This window comes from Bradyrhizobium sp. WSM3983 (assembly GCF_000473045.1).
Lineage (GTDB): Bacteria > Pseudomonadota > Alphaproteobacteria > Rhizobiales > Xanthobacteraceae > Bradyrhizobium.
The window spans coordinates 186397-209762 of record NZ_AXAY01000011.1 but is presented as its reverse complement, the minus strand read 5'-3'; the positions used below and the strand labels follow the sequence as shown (position 1 = coordinate 209762).

Genomic DNA, 23366 nt, shown 5'->3' with positions numbered 1-23366 from the left:
CTCTAACGATCAGGCGACGAAATTGCCGCCGAGCTCGTCGTCGATGTGAATGCGGATGATATCGTCGAAAGTCTTCTCTTCGGTGGTGAAGCCGAGCTCGCGCGCCCGCTTCGCCTCGAAATTGCGCGGCCAGCCGCCGACGATGCCAACGATGAAGGGATCCGGCTCCCGCTTGATGCGCGCTGCGACCTTTTCGCCCGCGACCCGCTTGAGCGCAGCGATCTGCTCACCGACCGTGGCCGACAGGCCCGGCATGGTCAAATTGCGGCGCGGACCGACCTTGGCGAGGTCCATGGTGCCTGCGTGGAGCAGGAAGCCGACAGCGGAGCGCGGCGTGGCGTGCCAGTGGCGGACGTCCTCGGACACCGGGAGCACCGCTTCCTTGCCGGCGAGCGGCTCGCGCAGGATGTTGGAGAAGAAGCCCGATGCCGCCTTGTTGGGCAGGCCGGGCCGGATGCAGATGGTCGGCAGGCGGATGCCGATGCCGTCGAGGAAGCCGCGGCGCGAATAATCCGCGAGCAGCAGCTCGCCGATCGCCTTCTGGGTGCCGTAGCTGAGCAGCGGCGTGTGGAAGAACTCGTCGCCGATCGCATCCGGGAACGGCGCGCCGAACACCGCGATCGAGGACGTGAACACCACGCGCGGCTTGTAACCGCCGCCAACGAGCCTGACAGCGTCGAGCAGCATCCGTGTGCCGTCGAGATTGATGCGGTAGCCCTTGTCGAAATCGAGCTCGGCTTCACCGGAGACGATCGCGGCGAGATGGAAGATCACGTCGGGGCGGCCGGCGATCAGCTTTTCGGCAGCACCGGGGACGGCGAAATCGCCCGAGACGGTCTCGACAGGGAAACCAGCCTTCTCCGGCTTCTTGGGTTCGACCACGTCATGCATGGTCAATTTGGTGATGTCGCTCTTGCCGAGCCGGCCGTCGCGCAAGAGACGTTCACACAATTTGCGGCCGACCATGCCGGCAGCGCCCAGAACCAGAATGTGCAAGAGCCTACTCCTTCTTATTGGCCGGAACGCACCGCTCTTGAAAGGTGCGGTGTGTTCTCAGGCAGGCCCCGCAATCATTCCTTCACGGCGCCGGTCATCGCCGACACATAGTACTCTACGAAGAAGGAATAAAGGATAACTACGGGGACCGAGCCGGTCAGGGCCGCCGCCATCAGGGCGCCCCAATGGTAGACGTCGCCATTGACGAGCTCGGTGATGGCGCCGACCGGAATCGTCTTGTTCTCCGAAGAGGAGATGAAGGTCAGCGCGTAGATGAACTCGTTCCAGGACAACGTGAAGGCGAAGATGCCCGCCGAGATCACCCCCGGCAGCGATAGCGGCAGCGTGATCTTGGTCAGGATCTGCAGCCGCGTCGCCCCGTCGATCAGCGCGCATTCCTCGAGCTCGTAAGGAATGGTGCGGAAATAGCCCATCAGGAGCCAGGTGCAGAACGGGATCAGGAAGGTCGGATAGGTCAGGATCAGCGCCAGATTGCCGTCGAACAGGCCGAGCTGGAACACGATCGCCGCCAGCGGAATGAACAGGATCGAGGGCGGGACAAGATAGCCGAGGAAGATCGCAAGGCCGACATAGCGCGAGCCCTTGTAGCGCAGACGCTCGATCGCATAGGCCGCGCAGACGCTGGCGAACAGCGAGATAAAGGTCGAGGACACCGAGACAATGACGGTGTTCCACATCCACAGCGGATAGTCGGTCTCGAAGAACAGCTTCTTGATGTGCTCGAGCGTCGGATGCGCGATCAGGAACGGATTGTACTTCTCGTAGTCGTACATCTCCGCGTCCGGCTTGAACGTCGTCACCGCCATCCAGTAGAACGGGAACAGCAGGAAGAAGATGATCAGGCCAAGCGGAAGGTAGACGCGAAGGAATTTCCGCGGAAAACTTTCCAGATAGTCCATTCCGACGCTTTGGTCGTCCATCGTGGTCATGGTCAGTCCCTCCCGCCCTGCTGCCAGCGGGAGCGCTGAAGCCCGAAGAAGCTCAACAGGATTGCCGCGACCAGGAACGGGATCATCGCGTTCGAGATCGCCGCGCCCTCGCCGAGATTGCCGCCGGTGATGGCGCGCTGGAACGACAGTGTCGCCATCAGATGCGTCGCGTTGATCGGCCCGCCGCGCGTGATGGTGTAGATCAGCTGGAAGTCGGTGAACGTCATCAGCACCGAGAACGTCATCACCACCGCGATGATCGGCGACAGCATCGGCAGCGTGATGTGGCGGAAGCGCTGCAGATTGGTGGCGCCATCGAGATTGGCGGCCTCGTAGAGCGAGGGCGAGATGGTCTGCAATCCCGCCAACAGCGTGATGGCGACAAAGGGCACGCCGCGCCAGATGTTGGCGAGCACGACCGACCAGCGCGCATTCCAGGGATCGCCGAGGAAATCGATGTAGTGGGTCAACAGGCCCGCCTTGATCAGCACCCAGGAGATGATCGAGAACTGGCTGTCATAGATCCACCAGAACGCGATCGCCGACAGCACGGTCGGCACCACGAAGGGCAAGAGCACGATGGCGCGGACCATCGACTTGAACGGCAGCCGCTCGTTGAGCAGCAAGGCCAGGTAAAGTCCGATCGCGAATTTCACGATGCTCGCGAACACCGTGTAGAAAATGGTGTTGAACACCGACAGCCAGAATACGGAGTCCTTGGAGAGCGAGATGAAGTTTGCGAAGCCGATGTAACGGCCGACGCCCCCGATCTTGGTGTCGGTCATGCCGAGCCAGAAGCCCAGCGCGAGCGGATAGGCCAGGAACAGGATCAGGATGGCGATGGCCGGCACCATGAACATGGCGCCGAGAAAATGTCGGCTTTCGAACGCCCTGGACCAGAGGCTGCTGCGCTTGAGAGGCGCGGCGACGGGCTCGGCCAAAACTGCCATGTCGGACTCTCCTCAACGAACGACAACGGCGGCGCCCAGCAAACCGGACGCCGCCGCTTGTGGCTGATCAGACCTGATAGTAGCGCTTGGCACGCTCGGCGGCGCGCTTCGCTGCTTCTTGCGGCGTCGTCTGTCCGGAGGCGGCCTCCGCGAACATGTCGACCACCACGAAATCGCCCATGACGGCGGCCGAGGCGTAGCCGAGATCGCCGGCATAGCCGTTGTCGCGGCAACGCTTCAGGCAGTCACGATACGGAGTGATCTTGGGATCGGAGGTCCAGACCGGGTTGTCGTTATAGGCCGGGAGCGGCGGCGAGACGTAGCCGTTGGAGGCGACCTCCCACGCGTCGTAGTTCTCCTTGTCCATCATGAACTTGATGTATTCCTTGACCGCCTTCGGATACTTCGAGTGCTTGTAGCCGTAGTAGACCAGGACGTTCTGCTGCTCGGTCGGCACGCCCACGGGCCCGATCGGCATCGGCGCGTGGTTCATGTCCTTGGCGATCTCCTGCTGCTTGGGATCGGTGGAGTTCTTGCCGACGGTCCAGATCGAGATGCCGTTCAGGGTCAGGCTGAGCTCGCCGTTGAGGAAAGCCTTGTTGTTGTTCGAGTCGTTCCACGACAGCACGCCCGGAATGAAGGTCGCGTAGAGCTGCTTGACGTATTCGAGCGCGGCGATCGTCTCCGGAGAATCGATCACGACCTCGTTCTTGTCGTTGACGACCTTGCCGCCGAACGCCCACAGCGCCCACTGGCACCAGCCGTTGGCATCGCCGGTGGCATGGCCGAGCGCGAAGCCGGCCGGTGTATTGTTCTTCTTCAAGGCCTGGCACAGCTTGAGGAAGCCGTCGGTGTCCTTGGGGAATTCGTCGAAGCCCGCGGCCTTCACGTGGCTGATGCGGTAGTTCAGGCAACCGCCGGTCGCGCCTTGCGGAATGGCGATCCAGCTGTTGCCCTTCTTGCCGTAGCGCTCGGCCACCGGGTACCAGCCGCCATATTGTTTGCCGAGATAATCGGCAACGTCGGTCACGTCGATCAGCTTCTCGGGGAATTTGAAGGGATCGTCGAGCGTGCCGATGATGAGATCGGGGCCCGCGCCGACATTGGCGGCGACCGCGGCCTTCGGCCGGATGTCTTCCCAGCTCTCGGCCTCGAGCTTCACCTTGATGCCGGTCTTCTCGGAGAACTTCTTGGTCTGCTCGGCGAACTTGTCGAACTCGGCCTGGATGAACTGCTTCCAGCGCAGCACGCGAATGGAGGCATTCGGCTCCGGCGTGTTGGTCCACTCCGCGGCACGCACCGGGACGATACCCGGGCCGGCAAGCAAAGCTGCGCCGCCCAGGCTGGCTTTAAGCACACTACGCCTGTCGAAATGGCTCATCATTCTCTCCCTGAGTTTTATATTTGTTTTTGGTCGTTTTACGTCACGAAACGCCGCTACATGCGTTTACCCGTCGCCTCGTCGAACAGATGCACCAGGGTCGGATCGGGCTTCAGCTTGACCCTGTCACCCGGGTTGAACTGGTGACGCTCGCGGAAAACCGCGACGACCTGCTCGCCACCGACCTTCGCGAACACCTGGGTCTCCGAGCCGGTCGGCTCGACCACGACGATCTCGGCGTCGGCACCATCGTCGGCAATCGTGAAATGCTCAGGGCGGACACCGTAGACCACTGGCTTGCCGTCCGACCCAGCCGGCGCGCTCTTGAGCGGCAGCTTGACGCCGTTCGGCCCCTCGAAGGTCGCAACGCCGTTGACCCGCACATGGCCCTTCAGGAAGTTCATGGCCGGCGAGCCGATGAAGCCCGCGACGAACTGGTTTTCCGGCTTGTCGTAGAGCTCGAGTGGCGTGCCCATCTGCTCGACGATGCCGTCATGCATCACGACGATCTTGTCGGCCATGGTCATGGCCTCGATCTGGTCGTGGGTGACGTAGACGGTCGTGGTCTTGAGCCGCTGATGCAGCTCCTTGATCTCGGTGCGCATGGCGACGCGCAGCTTGGCGTCCAGGTTCGACAAGGGTTCGTCGAACAGAAACACCTGGGGATCGCGCACGATGGCGCGGCCCATGGCGACGCGCTGGCGCTGGCCGCCGGAGAGCTGGCGCGGATAGCGTTCGAGCAGCGGCGACAGCGCGAGGATCTCCGCGGCGCGCTTGACGCGCTTGTTGATCTCGTCGGAGCCGGCGTTGCGCAGCTTCAGAGAGAAGCCCATGTTCTCACCGACCGTCATGTGCGGGTAGAGGGCGTAGTTCTGGAACACCATCGCAATGTCCCGCTCCTTGGGCTGGACATTGTTGACGACGCGGTCGCCGATCGAGATCGTGCCGGAGGTGATGTTCTCGAGGCCTGCGAGCATGCGCAGTAGCGTCGACTTGCCGCAGCCGGAGGGGCCAACCAGGACGACGAATTGGCCGTCCTCGATCGGGATCGACACGCCGTGCAGGACTTCAAAATTGCCGAACGATTTCCGCACGTCGCGGATTTGCACAGACGACATCTAGCTCCCTCCTCCGACTTAGACGGCGCAACTGTCGCGCCGCCACCGTCTTGTTTTTCTGAACTTCGCCGACCCGAAGTCCCTCTATAACAGGCGACATTGTCGGCAGTTTATGCGGCTTTGGCAATTTGTCTTTGGTTAGTCGTTGCTGGTAGCGCTGTCAACGATCCTTTGTTTGCGGGAGTGGCTGTGTTAAGAGCAACAAATGGGTCGAAAGCGCACCAAGTCGGGCAAGATTCGATTGGCGGAAGTCGCCGAGCTCGCCGGCGTCAGCCCGATTACGGCGTCCCGCTTCTTCCGTAATCCCGAGGCGCTGTCGGTCGCCAAGCGGACGCGGGTCGAAAGCGCGGCCCGGGAGCTCGGCTATGTGCCCAACCTTGCGGCACGCGCGCTGGCCTCGCAGCGCACCGAGGTGATCGGTGTCTTGATTCCGTCACTGACCAACAACGTGTTCTCCGATGTGCTGCGCGGCATCTATGACGCCTCCGAGAACAGCCGTTACTCGATCCAGTTGTCCAACACACGCTACAGTATTCTCCAGGAGGAGAAGCTGCTGCGCCTTTTTCTGGCGCAGAAACCGGCGGGACTGATCGTCACAGGCATCGACCAGACCACGGAATCGCGCGCGATGCTGGAGGCGGCCGATTGCCCGATCGTGCAGATCATGGAGATCGGTCCCAACCCGGTCGACATGATGATCGGCTTTTCCCATTTTGATGCAGCGCGCGCGGCGATTGCTCATTTGTTCGCGCAGGGCCACCGCAAGATCGGCTTCGTTGGCGCGCGCATGGACCCGCGGGTGCAGCGCCGGCTCGACGGCTATGTCGCGGCCATGAAGGACGCGGGCCTCCACGACCAAAGGCTGATCGTGACGACGGCGACGCCGACCTCTGTGACGCTCGGCGGGGCGCTGTTCGCCGATTTGCTCGCGCGCGAGTCCGGCATCGACTCGGTGTTCTGTGCCAATGACGACCTCGCGCTCGGCGTGCTCTTCGAATGCCGACGCCGGGAGATCGCGGTCCCCGAACAGATCGCGATCATCGGCTTCAACGACCTCGAATTCATGGCCTCCTCGGTGCCGACGCTGACGAGCGTGCGGACCAACCGTTACGAGATGGGCAGCACTGCAGCCGCGATGCTGATCGAGGCGATCGAAGGCAAGCGACCGGAAGAGCCCGTGCTCGATCTCGGCTTTACCGTGATCGAGCGGCAGAGCTCGCAGGCACAGCGGGCCGCAGCCAGCTCCCGTGCGCCGGAATGGGCGCCAGCCGTACAAAATGATAGCGTTACCAACGACCCATGAGTAGTATCGCACTTGTGAGGAAACGTTCGCCAGCAGGCGGGCCGTCATTACATGCTCGCGCTGCCGGGCATCGCACCGTTCGACATCCCGGACGTCGATCCGTGCGTTTGCATTGAAGGAGAAACCAGTGACAGAAAAGCCAACCAATGGGCATGCGCCCTCCGGTAACGGCACCCGCCGCCACCTTCGCTCGCAGGAATGGTTCAACAACCCGCATAATCCGGGCATGACAGCGCTCTATATGGAGCGCTACCTGAACTACGGCCTCACCCGCGCCGAACTGCAGTCCGGCAAGCCGATCATCGGCATCGCCCAGACCGGCAACGACCTCTCCCCCTGCAACCGCCACCACATCGAACTCGCCCACCGCGTCCGCGAAGGTATCCGCGAGGCCGGCGGCATTGCGATGGAATTCCCGACTCATCCGATCCAGGAGACCGGCAAGCGCCCGACCGCGGCGCTCGACCGCAACCTCGCCTATCTCGGCCTGGTCGAGATCCTCTATGGCTATCCGCTCGACGGCGTGGTGCTGACCACCGGCTGCGACAAGACCACCCCGGCCTGCATGATGGCGGCGGCGACTGTAAACCTGCCCGCAATCGTGCTGTCGGGCGGCCCGATGCTCAATGGCTGGCATGCCGGCGAGCGCACCGGCTCCGGCACCATCGTCTGGAAGTCGCGCGAGCGGCTTGCCGCCGGCGAGATCGACTATGAAGAGTTCATGGAGATCGTGGCGTCCTCGGCGCCCTCGGTCGGCCATTGCAACACCATGGGCACGGCGTCGACCATGAACGGGCTCGCAGAAGCGCTCGGCTTCTCGCTGCCGGGCTGCGCGGCTATTCCCGCGCCCTACCGCGAGCGCGGCCAGATCTCCTATGAGACCGGCAAGCGCATCGTCGAGATGGTCTGGGAAGACCTCAAGCCGTCGGACATCCTCACCCGCAAGGCGTTCGAGAACTGCATCGTGATCAATTCGGCGATCGGCGGCTCGACCAACGCGCCGATCCACATCAACGCGCTGGCCCGCCATATCGGCGTGGAGCTGTCGATCGACGACTGGCAGAAATTCGGCCACGACGTGCCGCTGCTGGTGAACATGCAGCCGGCCGGCTTCTATCTCGGCGAGGAATTCCACCGCGCCGGCGGCGTGCCGGCCGTGGTGCGCGAATTGATGAAGCACAAGCGCATCCATGAGGACGCGGTCACGGTGAACGGCCGCGGCATCGGCGACAATTGCAAGGATGCGCCCAAGCCCGACAACGACGTGATCTGGGCCTACGACAAGCCGCTGGTGAAGGACGCCGGCTTCCTGGTGCTGAAGGGCAATCTGTTCGATTCCGCGATCATGAAGACCAGCGTGATCTCCAAGGAATTCCGCGACCGCTATCTCAGCAACCCGAAGGACCTCAACGCCTTCGAGGGCCGCGCCATCGTGTTCGAGGGTCCTGAGGATTATCACGCGCGGATCGACGATGCCTCGCTCGATATCGACGAGCATTGCGTGCTGTTCATCCGCGGCGCCGGGCCGATCGGCTATCCCGGCGGCGCCGAGGTCGTGAACATGCAGCCGCCGGCCGCGCTGATCAAACGCGGCATCCTCGCCCTGCCCTGCATCGGCGACGGCCGCCAGTCCGGCACCTCGGGCTCGCCCTCGATCCTGAATGCCTCGCCCGAAGCCGCCGCCAATGGCGGGCTGGCGATCCTCAAGACCGGCGACAAGGTGCGCATCGACCTCAACAAGGGCAGCGCCAACATCCTGATCTCGGACGACGAGGTCAAGAAGCGCCACGCCGAGCTCAAGGCCAATGGCGGCTTCAAGCATCCGCCGAACCAGACGCCGTGGCAGGAGATCTACCGCAACACTGTCGGCCAGCAGTCGACCGGCGCCTGCATGGAGCTCGCCACGCGCTACCAGAACGTTGCCGGCGCGTTTGGCGTCGCGCGGGATAATCACTGACAACAGGTGTCATTCCGGGATGCGCCGACAGGCGCAGACCCGGAATCCATCAGGCCATAGGACGCGTCGCACAATGGATTCCGGGCTCGCGCCAAGAGGCGCGCCCCGGAATGACGAATTCAAGGTGAGGAGAACAAGAACATGGCAGACCGCCTCAAGGGTAAGCGCGCCGTCATCACGGCTGCAGCCGCTGGCATCGGGCGCGCATGCGCTCTCGCATTTGCGCGCGAAGGCGCAACCGTCATCGCCACCGACATCAACGAGGCCGGCATCGCGGGCCTGACCAAGGAAGGCATCGCCGAGGTCGCAAAGCTCGATGTCCGCAACACCGCCGACGTCAACGCCTTCGCCAAGCGCATCGGCAAGATCGACATCCTGCTCAATGCCGCCGGCTTCGTGCATCACGGCACCATCCTGGAGTGCTCGGAAGAGGATTTTGATTTCTCGTTCGACCTCAACGTCAAATCGATGCACCGGACCATCAGGGCGTTCCTGCCCGATATGCTGGCCGGTGGCGGCGGCAGCATCGTCAACATCTCGTCCTGCGCGGCACTGCGCCCGCCGGCCAATCGTTATGTCTACAGCTCCTCGAAAGCTGCGGTGTCGCTGCTGACGCGCGCGGTCGCGCTCGACTTCATCACCAAGGGCATCCGCTGCAACTCGATCTGCCCCGGCACGGTCGAGACCCCCTCGATGCTCGACCGCGCCGCCGCGCAAGGGCCGCAGGGCAAGGAGATGTTCGTCTCCCGCCAGAAGATGGGCCGGCTCGGCACCGCCGACGAGATCGCCAACATGGCGATCTATCTCGGCAGCGACGAGAGCGCGTTCACCACCGGCGTCGACCTCGTCGTTGACGGCGGTTACATGCTCTGACGCCCAAGGGATCGAACCGGATCACATCTCATGAACAAGATTGATCTCAACGGCCGCGTCGCTGTCGTCACCGGCGGCGCGCAGGGTTTTGGCCGTGCCATCACCGAGCGCTTTGTTGCCTCCGGCGCCAAGGTCGCGATCTGGGATTTCGATGCCCCGCTGGCCGAGAAGACCGCAAAAGAGATCGGCGACAACGTCCGCGTCTTCAAGGTCGACGTCACCGACACCGCCGGCGTCGAGCAGGCGCGCGATGCGACCTTGGCTGCGTTCGGCAAGATCGACATCCTCGTCAACAATGCCGGTATCGCCGGCGTCAACAAGCCGGTCTGGGAGACCGATCTCGAGGAATGGCGCAAGGTGCTCCGCATCAACCTCGACGGCCCCTTCATCGTCTGCAAGGCGATCGTGCCCACGATGCTCAAGCAGAAATACGGACGGATCGTGAACATCGCTTCGATCGCCGGCAAGGAAGGCAATCCGAACGCCTCACACTATTCGGCGTCCAAGGCCGGCCTGATCGCGCTGACGAAGTCGCTCGGCAAGGAGCTCGCCGCGCATGACATTCTCGTGAATGCGGTGACGCCGGCAGCGGCGAAGACCGCGATCTTCGACCAGATGACGCAGCAGCATATCGATTTCATGCTGTCGAAAATCCCCAAGGCACGTTTCGTGCTGGTGGAAGAGCTCGCCGCGATGGCCGCGTGGCTTGCATCCGAAGATTGTGCCTTCTCCACCGGCGCGGTCTTTGATATTTCCGGGGGCCGGGCGACCTACTGAAGCATTGGCCGCCCGAGGAGGCGAACCATGTCCCTCGGACGTCGGGATTTTGTAAAGCTCGCAGCGAGCGCAGGCGCGCTGCCTTTGTTTTCGCACGGTGCGCTGGCGCAGCTCGCGCCCAACCCGCCGAACATCCGCCCGCCCTCGCCGGCCGAACGCACCGCGATGGGCCGGCTGGCGCAGACCCTCATGGACAAGTTCGGGGTGCCCGCGCTGTCCTTTGCGATCGGCTATGCGGGTGCGATCGTCCATCAGGCCGCCTTTGGCGTTGCCGATCGCGAGCAGAACGAAGCCGCGACGCCGCAGCATCTGTTTCGCATCGCCAGTATCAGCAAGATGATCACCTCGGTCACGCTGTTTCGGCTGATCGAGGAGAACCGCGTCAAGCTCACCGACCGCGTGTTCGGCCCCGGCGCGCTGCTCGGCACGGATTACGGCGCGCCGCCCTACTCGCCCGGCATTGACCAGATCACGCTCGAGCATCTCCTGACGCATACCAGCGGCGGCTGGACCAACGACAACCGCGATCCCATGTTCACCCATCCGCACATGGACCACGCTCAGCTGATAACTTGGACGCTGGCGAACCGGCCGCTGGACCGTCCGCCGGGCCAGCACTACGCCTACTCCAATTTCGGCTATTGCGTGCTGGGCCGGGTCATCGAGAAGCTCACCGGCCAGCGCTACGCCGAGCACGTCCGCACCGAGGTGCTCGGCCGTTGCGGCGTCACCGACATGACGATCGCCGGCAACACAAGCGATCAGCGCCAGGCCGGCGAAGTCGCCTATTACTGCAAGGTCGAAAGTCCCTACGAGATGAACGTCCGGCGGATGGATTCCCATGGCGGATGGATCGCGACGCCGACGGACCTCGTGCAATTCCTGATGCATGTCGACGGCTATGCGCGGCCTGCCAACATCTTGCGTCAGCGCAGCATCCAGATCATGACCACGGCACCAAGCTACAGCCCGGACTACGCCAAGGGTTTTTGCATCAATAAATCAGGCAATTGGTGGCACAATGGCAGCCTACCCGGCACCAGCACCATTGCGGTCAGAACCCATGGCGGCTTCTGCTGGGCCGCCTTCACCAATGTCAGCCGGCCGAATACCAAGATGGATGACGAACTCGATGAGCTCAATTGGAACATGGCGCGCCAGGTCAGCGAATGGCGGGTGGCCTGAGCCATGACCCGGGAAGGTGGATGCCTGTGCGGCGCGGTGCGGTTCAAGGCGGAGGGCGAGCCGCTGAACGTGCGCATCTGTCATTGCCGCATGTGCCAGAAGGCGATGGGCTCGCCGTACTTCGCCCGCGCCCAGTTCGACCAGAAAGCACTGACCGTCGAGGGTGACATCGGCCGCTATGCATCGTCCGAAAACATCGATCGCGTGTTCTGCAAGAATTGCGGCACGCGGCTGTTCTCCTGGCGGCGCAACGGCACGCTGGCGGGCGTGGCGCTCACGACCTTCGACGACCGCAATGCCTTCGTGCCGACCGAGCACATCTGGGTCTCGGAAAAGCTCGCCTGGCTGAGGCTCGACGACGGCCTGCTGCAATACGAGACGACCATCCCGACGTGAGGTCAGGGCTGATTTGAAACGGTCATGCTGGCGGCCTGAAGCGCCGTCCCGCCGTCGTGGCCAACCAGATCCCGGCGGACACCGCGACGATGCCGGCCGCGAGATTCCAGCGCAGCGGCTCGTTCAGCAGCCAGGCGCCGACCAGCGATGCCGTGATCGGATTGACCGTCACCGAGATCGCCACGCGCGTCGGCGTGGTCCGCTCCAGCGCGAAGGCCCAGAGATAGAAGGTCAACGCCGCGCCGAAAGCGCCCAGATAAAGCGCCGCCAGCCATTGCGGCGTGCCGAAATTTGCGACGGGCGCGAAGCTGCCTCGGAAACACGAGAGCAGGATGAGGCAGGCAGCACCCGCTGCCATGCTCATGGTGGTGAAGGCGATCGGGCTGGAGCGTCGGATCAGCGGCTTCGACCAGATGCCGTACAGCGCCATGCACAGCGCAGCCGCCATCATCAGGAGATCGCCGCGCCAGGCGCCTGACGGCGCCGAACTCAAATCGGTAAGCAGCGCGACGGCAACGCCAAGCGTTGCCACCACGACGCCGATCGATTTGCGCCAGCTCAGGGCCTCGCTGCCGAGCGCCGCGCCGATCACCAGCGTCAACAGCGGCAGCGTCGACAGCGCGAGCGCGCCGCGCGCGGCTGTCGTGAAGATCAGCGACGCGTTGAACAGGATCGGAAACAGCGCAAAGAACAGGATGCCGAGCCCGATAGCAGCAGCCCAGTCGCCGCGCCCCGGCCAGCGATCTCCACGCAGCAAGGTCAGCGGCAGCAGCAGGAGAAAGCCGATCCCGAACCGGAACGAGCCGATCGCCAGCGGATCGATGCTTGTCACGAGATAACGCGTGGCACCGATCGAGCTGCCGCCCAGCGCGCTCGACAGCACCGCAGCCAAAACGCCAAGAATCTCGCCCACCACCTCTCCCGTCGAACGCCTGGGTGTGAACAGCATACGGGCCGTGCCGAAACTGGGAATGGAATTTCCGTCATGCTGGGATAACGTTTGGTGATGACCGCGCCCGACCTCGATCCCGATCTGCTCAAGGCCTTTCTGGCCGTCGCCGAGCACCGCTCGTTCACGCGCGCGGCGGATCAGCTCAACCGGACCCAGTCGGCCATGAGCGTGCAGGTCAGGCGCCTCGAGGAGCGGCTCGGTACAAAACTGTTTCAGCGCGGCCGGGCTGGCGTCGTGCTGACCGCCGCAGGCCATGAGTTGCGCGCCTACGCGCAGCGCATCTTGGCTCTCCATGCGGAAGCGGTCGGCGCGCTGCGTGGGCGCAAGCCGGAGGCCGTCATCCGCCTCGGCGTGATGGACGATTATGGCACGATCGTCGTTCCGCCGCTGCTCGCGAGCTTTGCCAAAAACCATCCGACGGTGCGTGTCGAGATCGATACCGGGCTGACCGCGACCATGCCGGCCCGGCTGGGCGAGGCCTATGACCTCGTCATCGCCATGCATCCGCAGGGACGCGGCGACGGCGAGCTGTTGCGGCGCGAGCAAGCCGTCTGGGCGGCCGCCGCCTCTTGCCGCGCCACGCAAGAGCACACCCTGCCCGTCGCGCTCTACCCGCCCGGCTGCCTGTTTCGCCAATGGGCCGCGGAGGCACTTGATCGCGCCGGCCGGCCGTGGCGGCTGGCCTTTGTCAGCCGGACTCTGGCGGCGGTGGAATCGATCGCCGCGCAGGGCCTCGCGGTCACTGTGGTCAAGGCCGGCACCCTGCCGCCTCGCCTGCGCCCTCTCGGCCCGCGCGACGGGCTGCCGCCGCTGCCCGTGGCGGACATCCGCCTCCACCGCACGCGCGACCTGTCGCGCCCGGCGGCACTGCTCGCCGATCATTTGCAGCGTGGCATTTCGGAACCGGCCACCCTATGTTGAGCTGAAGCGTTGCTGCACCGCCGGTTCGGCCAGGTCGTCTGCAAGGCGACAGGCAAAACCGGGACAGATGCGACGTGAACATTTCCTACTATGACCTCTCGGTGTGGGTGCTGCCGCTGGTGCTCGCCATCACCTTTCACGAGGCCGCGCACGGCTTCGTCGCGCACCGGCTCGGCGACAACACCGCCTGGCAGCTTGGCCGCGTCAGCTTCAATCCGCTCCGGCATATCGACCCGTTCGGCACCCTGATCCTCCCGGCGATGCTGCTATTTGCGCACGCGCCGTTCCTGTTCGGCTACGCCAAGCCGGTGCCGGTGAATTTTCGCAACCTCAACAATCCGAAGCTGGACATGGTCTGGGTCGCCTTGGCCGGCCCCGTCACCAACATCCTGCTGGCGCTCGTCGCGGGCCTCGCCCTCCATGCCCTGCCCTGGGCGCCTGCCAATTCGGCGCAATGGATATTCGACAACCTCAAGAATGCCCTGCTGATCAACGCCGTGCTGGCGGTCTTCAACATGATGCCGATCCCGCCGCTCGACGGCGGTCGGGTCGCGGTCGGGCTGCTGCCCCGGCCGCTCGCCCTGCCCCTGTCACGGCTTGAGCCGTTCGGCATGATGATCCTGATTGCGCTGTTGATCCTTCTGCCGCTGGCGGGTTCTCAGTTCGGTCTAAATCTTGATGTTATTTCAGCAATACTGCGAACGTTGACCGGTTATGTGATTCAAGCTGTTCTCTTGCTGACCGGCAATGCGTAGTTGAAGCCGTACCCTTCAAGATTCCGCACCTTGAAGATCCTGCATTTGAAGACAAAGCCGAAGGGCCAGAGGCCAACTTGGTCAAAGCTGCCGATATGCTGATCGCGCGACGCGCCGACACCCGTGCCCGCGCCGATTTCGCCACCTGGAAGATGATGGCCAAGCTGAATGGGTTGTCGGCGCTGCCTCCGGACGCACAGGGCTTCCTCGACGGCTACAAGAAGCTACTGGAGCGGATGAGCGAGGGCGAGGCGGCCGAGGCTACGATCGCCGAGGTCTACAAATCCTATTATCTGGAGATGGGCGGCGCCGGGAACCCGCCCGATGTGCGCACGCGGCCGGCTGAGCCGGCGGCGGACAATGTTACCGCCTTCCGGCGCCCGGCCCCCAAGCCGAAGAAGGCCGCCATGTTCGGGGCGACGATGTTCGGTGGAACCGAGAAGCGCCCGCTCCCGGTGGCGCTGATCTTCGCCTGCCTGGTCGTGGTCTACGTCTCGATCAAGTTCTACTGGCGCTGACGACCACGCCGCTTATTTCGACGGCTTCTTGAAATTCACCGGCAGGCTGAAGGCGAACTGATCGTCCGTGAGGTCGGCCGGCGGGACCGGCACGGGATCCGAGCGGCGCACCATTGATATGGCCGCATCGTCGAAGGCGGGATCGCCTGAGGACTCGGCGACGTCGACGGACACGACATTGCCGCGGCGGTTCAGGACCAGGCTGAGCTTGACCGTCGTCGTCTTGGTCTTGTCCTTGGGATAGCGCTTGTGAAGCTCGAAATAGGCGCTGATCCGCTTGCCCCATTCGGCCGTCAGCTTGCGAAGGTCCTTGCCGATGCCCTGGTGGGGGGCGGCCGCCTTCTCGTCCTCACGCGCGTTCTCGTCCAACGCCTGCCGCGCAGACTCCTGCGCATTGGGCATTTCCTCGACCGCCTGGGTTTCGACCTTGGCCACCTTCGTGGTGTCCTCGACCGGCTTCTTGGAGTCGTTCTCGGTGACGAGGCGGTCTGGATCTTCGGCTTCCTGAGGTAATTCCTTCGGCAGATCGGTCTCTTTCACCTCAGCCTGCTGCTGCATCTGCTGCGGCTGGAACTGCGACGCTTCGCTGTCCGGTCCCGGCGGCAGATCCGTCTCTGGGAGCTTCGGCGAGGTCATTTCGACGGCGTATTCGGCGCCGTTGGCGCCGAGGCCATCGTCACCGTCGTCAGCACGAAGGTTGGCAAGCGCCAGCGCGGCCCCGCCAAGATGCAGGCCAATCGCGGCAATCGCGGCCAGAATCCAGAGCCGCCGGGACGGTTTCGCGTCGATCACAGGGTCGGACATCGCGCTGCCATCAGGGTTGGACTGCCCCCTGCGCCGGCCCAGCCGCCGCGGGAGGTGCTTCGAGCGCCACCAGCTTGATCCGAGAATAGCCGCCGGACCGCAGGATTTCCATGACGCCCATCAACTCGCCGTAAGGCACAGCCTTGTCGGCGCGCAGGAACACGTATTTGTCCTTGCTCATGTCGGCGATCCCGTCGAGCGAGCTGACCAGGTCGGTTCGCTTGACCGCGTTTTCGCCGATCGCAAGCGTCAGATCGGGCTTGATGCTGACATAGGTCGGCTTGTCCGGCTTTTTCTGCGGCATCGCGCTCGACGTCGGCAGGTCGATCGGCAGATCGACCGTCGACAGCGGTGCAGCGACCATGAAGATGATCAGCAGCACCAGGATGACGTCGATGAACGGCGTGACGTTGATGTCATGCGTTTCCGAGAAGTCGTCGTCGTCATCGTTGTCTGTGAGCGAAACAGCCATGGCCTACTCCGCCGCGCGCGAATGCGCGCTGCCGTGGCTGCGATCGAGATCGCGCGACAACAGCCGGGCCGCCGCACCCGAGGCGCGGCTGACGAGCTCGAGATAGCTCTTCGTCACGCGCGAGAAGTGATTGTAGATGATGACGGCGGGGATCGCCGCAACGAGGCCGATTGCCGTGGCGAGCAGCGCCTCGGCGATGCCGGGCGCCACCACGGCGAGGTTCGTGGTCTGCGACTTCGAGATGCCGATGAAGCTGTTCATGATGCCCCAGACCGTGCCGAACAGGCCGACGAAGGGCGACGTCGAGCCGATGGTCGCAAGCACACCCATGCCGATGCGGATGCGCCGTGCCTCCGCACGCACGATCTCGGCGAAGCTCGATGCCGCACGCTCCTTGATGCCGCTGTCGCTGGACAGGCCAGCCGACATCCGCGCCTCACGCAGCGCGGCCGCCAGGAACGACGGCAGGATGCCCTCCTTGCTGCCGAGCGCCATCTGCGCTTCCGCGAGCGAGCGCACCTCGGAGATCTTCTTCAACGCCGAACGCAGCTTGGCGGAAGCGACCGACAGCTCGATCGACTTCGCGATGAAGACGGTCCAGGTCACGAGCGAGGCGAAGGCAAGACCGATCATCACCGCCTTCACGATGATGTCCGCGGACATGAACATCACCCAGGGCGACAATTCCTTCATGGCCGGTGCAATGCCGGCCTTCGGCGCCGCGTCAGATGCCGGGGCCACGACGGCCTCGGTCGCGGGCGCGCTGGGCGCGGCGGCCACAGGCGCAGCAGCCGCGGTCGATGGCGCGGGTGCCGCGACGGCCGGAGCAGCCAAAGGCGCCGGTGCCGCAACAGGCCGGGCCGGCGCGGCCGGCTGGGTTTGCGTCTGGGCAGAAACAGGAACTGCGAGCCAGGCGGCCGCCAGCAGCACGGCTGCAGCGAGGCTTGCTTGGAAAGATGTGATCTTCATACTTCGGCCCAGGTGCGAATGAGGTTGTGATAGATACCCGTCAATTTGACCGTTTCGGGATCGTCACGCCCGAGCCGGGCCACCAATGCCTGAATGGCGGTGTCGAGGTCAAAGATCATGCTGCGGGCTTGATCGTTTCGTATCATGCTCTGAAGCCAGAAGAAAGACGCAACCCGCGCCCCCCTTGTCACCGGGGTGACCAGATGCAGGCTGGTCGAGGGATAGAGCACGCAGTCCCCGGCTGGCAACCTGACTTCGTGCGAGCCGTAGGTGTCCTCGATCACAAGTTCGCCACCGTCGTAATCCTCGGGCTCGCTGAGGAACAGCGTGACCGAAAGATCCGTGCGGATGCGAAGGCCGGTCAGCCGGTCGCCGCGGATCGCGTTGTCGACGTGCAAGCCGAAATGATGGCCGCTGTCTGCCGCGTAGCGGTTGAACAGCGGCGGAAAGATCTGGAGCGGGATGGCGGCCGCCAGAAATCGCGGGTTCGCCGTCAACGCCGAGATGATACGATTGCCGAGCTTGCGCACGACCTCGCTATCCGGCGGCAACTGCTCGTTGCGCTTGACCATTGCTGACTGCGCGCCCGCGGTGGAACGGCCGTCTTCCCATTCGCTGGCGTCCATGATGCGGCGGAACTCCGCCACATCATCCTTGCTCAGAACGCCTTCTATGCATGTCAGCATGGCACCTCGTCAGTTCTCCATCAGTAGCGCGCCGAGATCACCAGATAGGCGGCGCGGCCCGGTGCTTCCAGCACGAACGGCGCAGCGCTCTGGTACAACGCGTCGTAGTAGCGTTTATCGAAGATGTTGTTGACGAACAGCTTCACCTGCCAGTTCTTGTTGATCTTGGCTTCCGCGAACGCGTCAAATCGCCAATAGCCCGGGATCGACGTGCCCTGGTTGGCCGCGAGCAAGGTGCCGCCATAAATTTGCGAGCGGTACACCGCCTGCCCGCCCAGTTCCCAGATATCGTTGACCTGATACTTCGAGAGCAAGCTGAACGATTGATGCGCGATGTTGGCGAGCGGCCGCCCGACATTGGTCGGATAAAGCGCCTTATTGGGCGACGGCGCCAGCGACTTGGTAACCTCCGACTGCATCAAAACGAGGCCGCCGAACAGGCTCCACTTGTCGGTGATATTGCCGCCCACGCCGAGATCGATTCCGCGGATGCGGTATGCGGCGCCGGCCGTGATGCACGATACAGTGGTCGCGGGAGCCACGGGAGCGAAGGTGCAGCCAAGTGGCGCTGCGACAGCTGCACTACCGACATTCTGCGCCTCTCGCGCGTTTTCCTTCTCGGTCTGGAACAGCGCCGCCGTAACCAGCAAGTGACGGTCGAACAGCTCCCATTTGGTGCCGAGCTCGATCGCCTTGTTCTTCTCCGGCCCGAAGATCTGGGTGTTACCGCCAGCCAAAGTGGGATTGATGCCGCCATAGGCCGTACTGGTGCCGTCGAACTCGGCGCCGACGGGATTCGAAGACGTGGCATAGGCCACGTAGACGCTGCCGTTCGGCAAAGGCTTCAACGTGAGCCCGAGATTGAAGCTTGGGATCAGGAATTCCGCCGATTGCTGACCAGGGGCGCCAGTCGTCGAGTATCCGGACGTCTTGATGCTGTAGTCGTCATAGCGAAAGCCACCGTTGAGGATCAGCACATCGCGGTAGTTGGCGGAATCAACCACGTATCCGCTCGTGGTGTCGATGCCGATCCTGGTTGGCCTGCCTGTGAGGCCATTCGGGATCGGGAACGGATTGTCGGTGGCTTGCGGATAAAAGACGCTGACGCCGGACGTCGATCCGCCGCCCGTGAAAGGCGTGGTCCCCGTCGTGATCTCGGAGCTAAGCCCGGTGTAGCTATCGATCGACGATCGTTCCCTGTCGTATTCGATGCCGCCAAGCAGGGTGTGCTTGAAGCCGGCGACATCGTTGAACTTGTACGTCGCCTCGGTCTGATTGGCGAACACGTCGGTGGCCTGGTAGCGGCTCTGCGGGTTGGCGGTGAGCGTATAGGCCGTGAACGGAGCTCCCGCGGCAAGCGTCGGCGACTCCGGCAGTGTGCCGATATAGTTCTGCGTGGAGTGCGACTCCCGAATCTTGTTGCTGAGCATCAGGTCGGGCGTGATCTGGACCTCGGCGTTGATCGTGCCGATGTCCTGGCCGGTTCTAAAGAAGTCGCGATTAACGAAGCCGTAGAAATTGTTGCGGTTCACGCCAAAGTCCGGGAACGGACCACCTGATGTCGACGACGTGCTCGGCCGATAGTACGGCACGCCAAAATCCGGAATACCGGTCTGTTCGGTATGGATGTAATTGCTCGTAATCTTGATCGTATCGGTCGGCTTCCAGGTAGTCGCCACGAAGGCACCATCGCGATTGTCGGTAACCCGGTCCCGGCCCGCAACCTTGGCATCCTGGAACAGGCCGACGGCGCGAATCGCGAATGTGGGATCGACGACCTGGTTGACGTCCAACGTCACACGCTTGGTCTGGTCGGTGCCAAACGTGGTGTCCATGTTGTAGAAGCTCTTCTCCGTCACCGCCTGCTTGGTGACGATGTTGATCGCGCCACCTGCCGTGCCGCGGCCGGCGAAGGAAGATGCCGGGCCGCGCAGGATCTCGACCTGCTCGGTGAAGAAGTTCTCTCGAACGCTGACGCCGGCATCCCGCATGCCGTCGATGAAGATGTCGTTACGCGCATCGAAGCCGCGAATGAAGAAGCGGTCGCCGAAGGCATTACCGCCCTCGCCGGTGCCGAGCGTGACGCCCGCGGTGCTCAGGATCGCCTGCTTCAACGACGTGGCGCCCTTGTCTTCGAGCACCTCTTTCGAGAGCACCGTCATCGATCGCGGCGTATCGACCAGCTTCTCCGGAAATTTTCCGGAGGCCTGCATGTGATCGACCTTGTACGGTGCGGCGGGATCCGCATAGGGATCGCGGTCGGGAGCACCCGGGCTCGGGTTGACCACCGGCGCTGTTGCAGCCTGCTGACGCTGGGCGGCGCGACGCAGCGCGTTGCGAGCGCGGATCTGCTCCGGCGTCGGCTTGGCGGCGGTGGAGCGCGGCCGCTCCTTGGGCGCGTCGACGTTCACGGGGGGCAGAGTCGATTGTTGTGCCTGCACGCCGGTCGAGACGGACGCGACCGCAATCAGACTCGCAACAGTGGAAACAGTCTTGCCGGCGGCAATATCGAAATTGCTGCCCAATGCTTGCCGTGCCGCGGTCGACCGCAACGACCGCGGAGCGCTCACCATACCCATCCGACGCCCCATTCCGTTTCTGCAATGTGTCGCATTGCGACAATGCGACACATTGGTCGTATCGAGCGTGGTAAAGTGGGTCAACGCAATCACGGCTGTCGCATCCTTGAATCGGTCCAGATCAAAACGATTCTAAACTCGAGCTTGAAATGGTTCTAAACTCGAGTTTGTAAGCGTTCTAAACTGGCCTCGATATCTCTCGTCGATACCGCGCATCGCGATCGGTTAGGAGTAGCGGGATGCCTGCCGTGGCAAGCATCCCCGATTTGGATCGGCGCAATCAGAACCTAATCAGAACTTGGCGGTCGTGATCAGATAGAACGCCCGCCCCGGCGCGACCGCGACGAACGGCACGGCGCTGCGATAGAGCGTGTCGTAGTAGAGCTTGTTGGTGAGGTTCTGGGCGTAGAATTTCATGGTCCAGTTCTTGTCGATCTTCTTCTCGACGAACGCATCGAAGCGCCAGTAGCTCGGCAGCTCGTTGCCGGTGTTGGCCGCGAACGTGCCGCCATAGACCTTGGAGCGGTACACCGCCTGCCCACCGACTTCCCAGTCGCCGTCGAACTTGTACTTGGTCAGCATGCTGAACGACTGGTGCGCGACGTTGGCGAGCTGAAGGCCAATATTGGAGGCGATGTTGCTCTGCGTGACCTTCGACTGCATCAGTACCAGGCCGCCAAAAATGCTCCAGCGATCCGTGATCTTGCCCTCGGCCTCGATGTCGATGCCCTGGATGCGGTAGGCTGCGTTCGAGGTGAGCAGGCCCGCAGCGTTGGTCTCGCGCGCGTTGTCTTTCGTCGTCTGGAACAGCGCCGCGCTGACCAGCAGGTGACGATCGGCGAGCTCCCATTTGGTGCCGAGTTCGGCCGCCTTGTTGCGCTCGGGTCCGAGCAGAACGGTCGTGTTGGCGGGAACGCCGCCGTAATCGGTGCCGGTCGCGTCAAGCTCCGAGCCGAATGGATTGGCCGAGGTCGCATAGGCCGCATAGATGCTGCCGATCGACGTCGGCTTGTAGACCAGGCCGACATTGTAGTTGACCAGATCGGAATTCATTTTCAGATAGGCCGAGTTGCTCGACGAGCTCATGTTATAGCCGTCATAGCGGATGCCGCCATTGACGATGACGGTGTCCTGCCAGTTCGCGGTGTCCATGACGTAGACGCTGCTGGTGTTGACGCCATAACGCGTCGGATTGCCCGTCAGCGACGGTGTACCGAAGCCACCGACATAAGTGGACTGAGGGGAGTAGAGATTGATTCCCGAGAGAGCCCCGTTGCTCGTGAAGCCGGAGCCGGCCAGCTCCGATGCCAGACCCGAATAACGGTCGATCGAGATGTTCTCGTTGGTGTATTCGACGCCGAACACCGCGGTGTGCTTGACCCCGCCGGTGTCGAGCTTGAACGTGGCCTCGTTCTGGTTGGCCCAGACGTCCACGGTCTGGTAGCGGCTCTGCGCGCTGGCCGTCGTGGTCCAGAGCAGCGGATTGATGTTGGTCGTCACCGGGTTCTGCGGCAGCGTGCCGATATAGTTGAGCAGCGAATGCTCGCCGCGCACCTTGCTGCTCAGGGTGATGGCCTCGTTGACCTTGTACTCCGCAGTCGCAGTACCGAAATCCTGCCGCGCGGTCTGGAAGTCGCGGTTGAGGAAGCCGTACCAGGTCCCGCGCGGAATCCCGGCCGACGTCACCGGAACGTTGCCCCGCTTGTAATAGGGCACGCCGAAATCCGGCAGGCCGCTGAGATCGGTGTGGACGTAGTTCGTCGTGATCTTGATGTCGTTGGTCGGGGTGTACCTGGTCGACAGGAACGCGCCCCAGCGATCGTCGGTCACGTAGTTGCGGCCGGCGACATTGGCGTCCTGGAACAGGCCGCCGGTGCGCACCGAGAACGAGGGATCGACGACCTGGTTGACGTCAAGCGTGACGCGCTTGGTCCTGTCGGTGCCGAACTCGGTATCCATCCGCTTGAAGTTCACGTCGCCGGCCTGCTTGGTGACGATGTTGATGGCGCCGCCGGCCGTGCCGCGGCCGGCATAGGACGATGCCGGCCCGCGCAGAATCTCGATCTGCTCGGTGAAGAAGTTCTCGCGGATCGACACGGCGGGATCGCGGATGCCGTCGATGAAGACGTCGTTGCGCGCATCGAAGCCGCGAATGAAGAACCGGTCGCCGAAGGCGTTGCCGCCCTCGCCCGACCCCAGCGTCACGCCGGCGGTGGAGCGGCCGATCTCCTTCAGCGTCGTTGCGTTCTTGTCCTCGAGCACTTCCTTGCTGAGCACCGTGATCGTCTTCGGCGTGTTCAGCATCGGCTCGGGAAACTTGCCGGACGCCTGGACGTGGTCGACCTTGTAGGGCGCGGCCGGATCGGCATAGGGATTGCGATCGACGGCGCCGGCTGGCGCCGATGCGGCGGCGGCAGCCTGCTGCTGCGCCTGCTGGCGCTGCGCGGCACGGCGAAGCGCGTTGCGCGCGCGGACCTGCTCCGGCGTCGGCTTCGAGGCTGCCGGACGCGGGCGCTCGACCGGCGCGTCGACATTCACCGGCGGCAGGCTCGACTGCTGCGCTTGCGCACCGCTCGACACCGACGCCACTGCAATCAGCCCGGCGACGGCCGACACCGCCTTGCCGGAATTGCCGTCGAGTTCAAATGAATTTCTTGCCGCGATCGCACGCAACGATCGCGGAGTCACCGCCAGCCCCATTGCAACACCCCATTCCAAATTCGTCGATCCGCAACATGCGCGACGAACGATGAGGCGGTGCTATCGATCGCAAAAAATCAGGTCAATGCGCGGAGGCCTGCGCAACCACTTGAATTGCTCTAGT

Annotated in this window: 21 protein-coding genes; 9 read left to right on the top strand and 12 right to left on the bottom strand. The window is 63.4% G+C overall.

The window, feature by feature from the left end; translation table 11 throughout:
- Positions 1-9 precede the first annotated feature (9 nt).
- The 5 genes from denD to YUA_RS0120015 all read right to left on the bottom strand — a co-directional run bounded on the left by denD (position 10) and on the right by YUA_RS0120015 (position 5395).
- On the bottom strand, positions 10-996 hold the full coding sequence (gene denD, locus YUA_RS0120035) for a D-erythronate dehydrogenase (protein ID WP_027532312.1): 987 nt from the start codon (positions 994-996) through the stop codon (positions 10-12).
- 74 nt (positions 997-1070) lie between these two features.
- On the bottom strand, positions 1071-1946 hold the full coding sequence (locus tag YUA_RS0120030) for a carbohydrate ABC transporter permease (RefSeq protein WP_027532311.1): 876 nt from the start codon (positions 1944-1946) through the stop codon (positions 1071-1073).
- A 2-nt stretch (positions 1947-1948) separates the two neighbouring features.
- Positions 1949-2896, bottom strand: a complete 948-nt coding sequence (locus YUA_RS0120025) for a carbohydrate ABC transporter permease (protein ID WP_027532310.1) — start codon at positions 2894-2896, stop codon at positions 1949-1951.
- Between the two features lie 67 nt (positions 2897-2963).
- Positions 2964-4277 (bottom strand): ABC transporter substrate-binding protein, encoded by a 1314-nt coding sequence (locus YUA_RS0120020; protein WP_027532309.1) that lies wholly within the window; start codon positions 4275-4277, stop codon positions 2964-2966.
- A gap of 56 nt (positions 4278-4333) precedes the next feature.
- Positions 4334-5395: an ABC transporter ATP-binding protein gene (locus tag YUA_RS0120015; protein WP_027532308.1), complete on the bottom strand. Its 1062-nt coding sequence runs from the start codon at positions 5393-5395 to the stop codon at positions 4334-4336.
- Between the two features lie 205 nt (positions 5396-5600).
- On the opposite strand from YUA_RS0120015, the gene YUA_RS44475 reads away from it, so the two are divergent.
- From YUA_RS44475 to YUA_RS0119985, 6 genes are all read left to right on the top strand, one after another.
- Positions 5601-6698 (top strand): LacI family DNA-binding transcriptional regulator, encoded by a 1098-nt coding sequence (locus YUA_RS44475; protein ID WP_051383276.1) that lies wholly within the window; start codon positions 5601-5603, stop codon positions 6696-6698.
- 127 nt (positions 6699-6825) lie between these two features.
- Positions 6826-8655, top strand: coding sequence for an IlvD/Edd family dehydratase (locus tag YUA_RS0120005; RefSeq protein ID WP_027532307.1), 1830 nt, complete (start codon positions 6826-6828; stop codon positions 8653-8655).
- Between the two features lie 141 nt (positions 8656-8796).
- Positions 8797-9528 carry an SDR family oxidoreductase gene (locus YUA_RS0120000; protein ID WP_027532306.1) on the top strand — a complete coding sequence of 244 codons (732 nt, stop codon included), beginning with the start codon at positions 8797-8799 and terminating at the stop codon, positions 9526-9528.
- 30 nt (positions 9529-9558) lie between these two features.
- Positions 9559-10305 carry an SDR family NAD(P)-dependent oxidoreductase gene (locus tag YUA_RS0119995; RefSeq protein ID WP_027532305.1) on the top strand — a complete coding sequence of 249 codons (747 nt, stop codon included), beginning with the start codon at positions 9559-9561 and terminating at the stop codon, positions 10303-10305.
- A 27-nt stretch (positions 10306-10332) separates the two neighbouring features.
- A complete protein-coding gene (locus YUA_RS0119990; protein ID WP_027532304.1) occupies positions 10333-11490 on the top strand; it encodes a serine hydrolase in 1158 nt (385 codons plus the stop codon).
- 3 nt (positions 11491-11493) lie between these two features.
- On the top strand, positions 11494-11886 hold the full coding sequence (locus tag YUA_RS0119985; RefSeq protein ID WP_027532303.1) for a GFA family protein: 393 nt from the start codon (positions 11494-11496) through the stop codon (positions 11884-11886).
- Between the two features lie 22 nt (positions 11887-11908).
- Here YUA_RS0119985 and YUA_RS0119980 read toward each other — a convergent pair whose 3' ends face one another.
- On the bottom strand, positions 11909-12799 hold the full coding sequence (locus YUA_RS0119980) for a DMT family transporter (RefSeq protein WP_027532302.1): 891 nt from the start codon (positions 12797-12799) through the stop codon (positions 11909-11911).
- 93 nt (positions 12800-12892) lie between these two features.
- Between YUA_RS0119980 and YUA_RS0119975 the strand changes: the two genes are divergently transcribed.
- From YUA_RS0119975 to YUA_RS0119965, 3 genes are all read left to right on the top strand, one after another.
- On the top strand, positions 12893-13759 hold the full coding sequence (locus YUA_RS0119975; protein WP_027532301.1) for a LysR family transcriptional regulator: 867 nt from the start codon (positions 12893-12895) through the stop codon (positions 13757-13759).
- A 74-nt stretch (positions 13760-13833) separates the two neighbouring features.
- Positions 13834-14514 (top strand): site-2 protease family protein, encoded by a 681-nt coding sequence (locus tag YUA_RS0119970; RefSeq protein WP_027532300.1) that lies wholly within the window; start codon positions 13834-13836, stop codon positions 14512-14514.
- A gap of 95 nt (positions 14515-14609) precedes the next feature.
- Positions 14610-15032: a hypothetical protein gene (locus YUA_RS0119965; protein WP_084292723.1), complete on the top strand. Its 423-nt coding sequence runs from the start codon at positions 14610-14612 to the stop codon at positions 15030-15032.
- Between the two features lie 12 nt (positions 15033-15044).
- On the opposite strand, the gene YUA_RS0119960 is transcribed toward YUA_RS0119965, so the two are convergent.
- The 6 genes from YUA_RS0119960 to YUA_RS0119935 form a co-directional block, all read right to left on the bottom strand.
- The gene (locus YUA_RS0119960) at positions 15045-15836 is read right to left on the bottom strand and encodes a TonB family protein (RefSeq protein WP_027532298.1); all 792 of its coding nucleotides are present in this window, start codon (positions 15834-15836) and stop codon (positions 15045-15047) included.
- A gap of 10 nt (positions 15837-15846) precedes the next feature.
- Entirely contained in the window at positions 15847-16308 is a 462-nt protein-coding gene (gene exbD, locus YUA_RS0119955) for a TonB system transport protein ExbD (protein ID WP_027532297.1), read from the bottom strand.
- A 3-nt stretch (positions 16309-16311) separates the two neighbouring features.
- Complete coding sequence (exbB, locus tag YUA_RS0119950; protein ID WP_027532296.1) at positions 16312-17277, bottom strand: tonB-system energizer ExbB; 966 nt, start codon at positions 17275-17277, stop codon at positions 16312-16314.
- A complete protein-coding gene (locus tag YUA_RS0119945; RefSeq protein ID WP_027532295.1) occupies positions 17274-17963 on the bottom strand; it encodes a Fe2+-dependent dioxygenase in 690 nt (229 codons plus the stop codon). The genes exbB and YUA_RS0119945 overlap by 4 nt, the downstream gene beginning before the upstream one ends.
- A 20-nt stretch (positions 17964-17983) precedes the next feature.
- Positions 17984-20542: a TonB-dependent siderophore receptor gene (locus tag YUA_RS0119940; RefSeq protein WP_027532294.1), complete on the bottom strand. Its 2559-nt coding sequence runs from the start codon at positions 20540-20542 to the stop codon at positions 17984-17986.
- A gap of 291 nt (positions 20543-20833) precedes the next feature.
- Positions 20834-23242 (bottom strand): TonB-dependent siderophore receptor, encoded by a 2409-nt coding sequence (locus YUA_RS0119935; RefSeq protein ID WP_027532293.1) that lies wholly within the window; start codon positions 23240-23242, stop codon positions 20834-20836.
- Between the last annotated feature and the right edge of the window lie 124 nt (positions 23243-23366).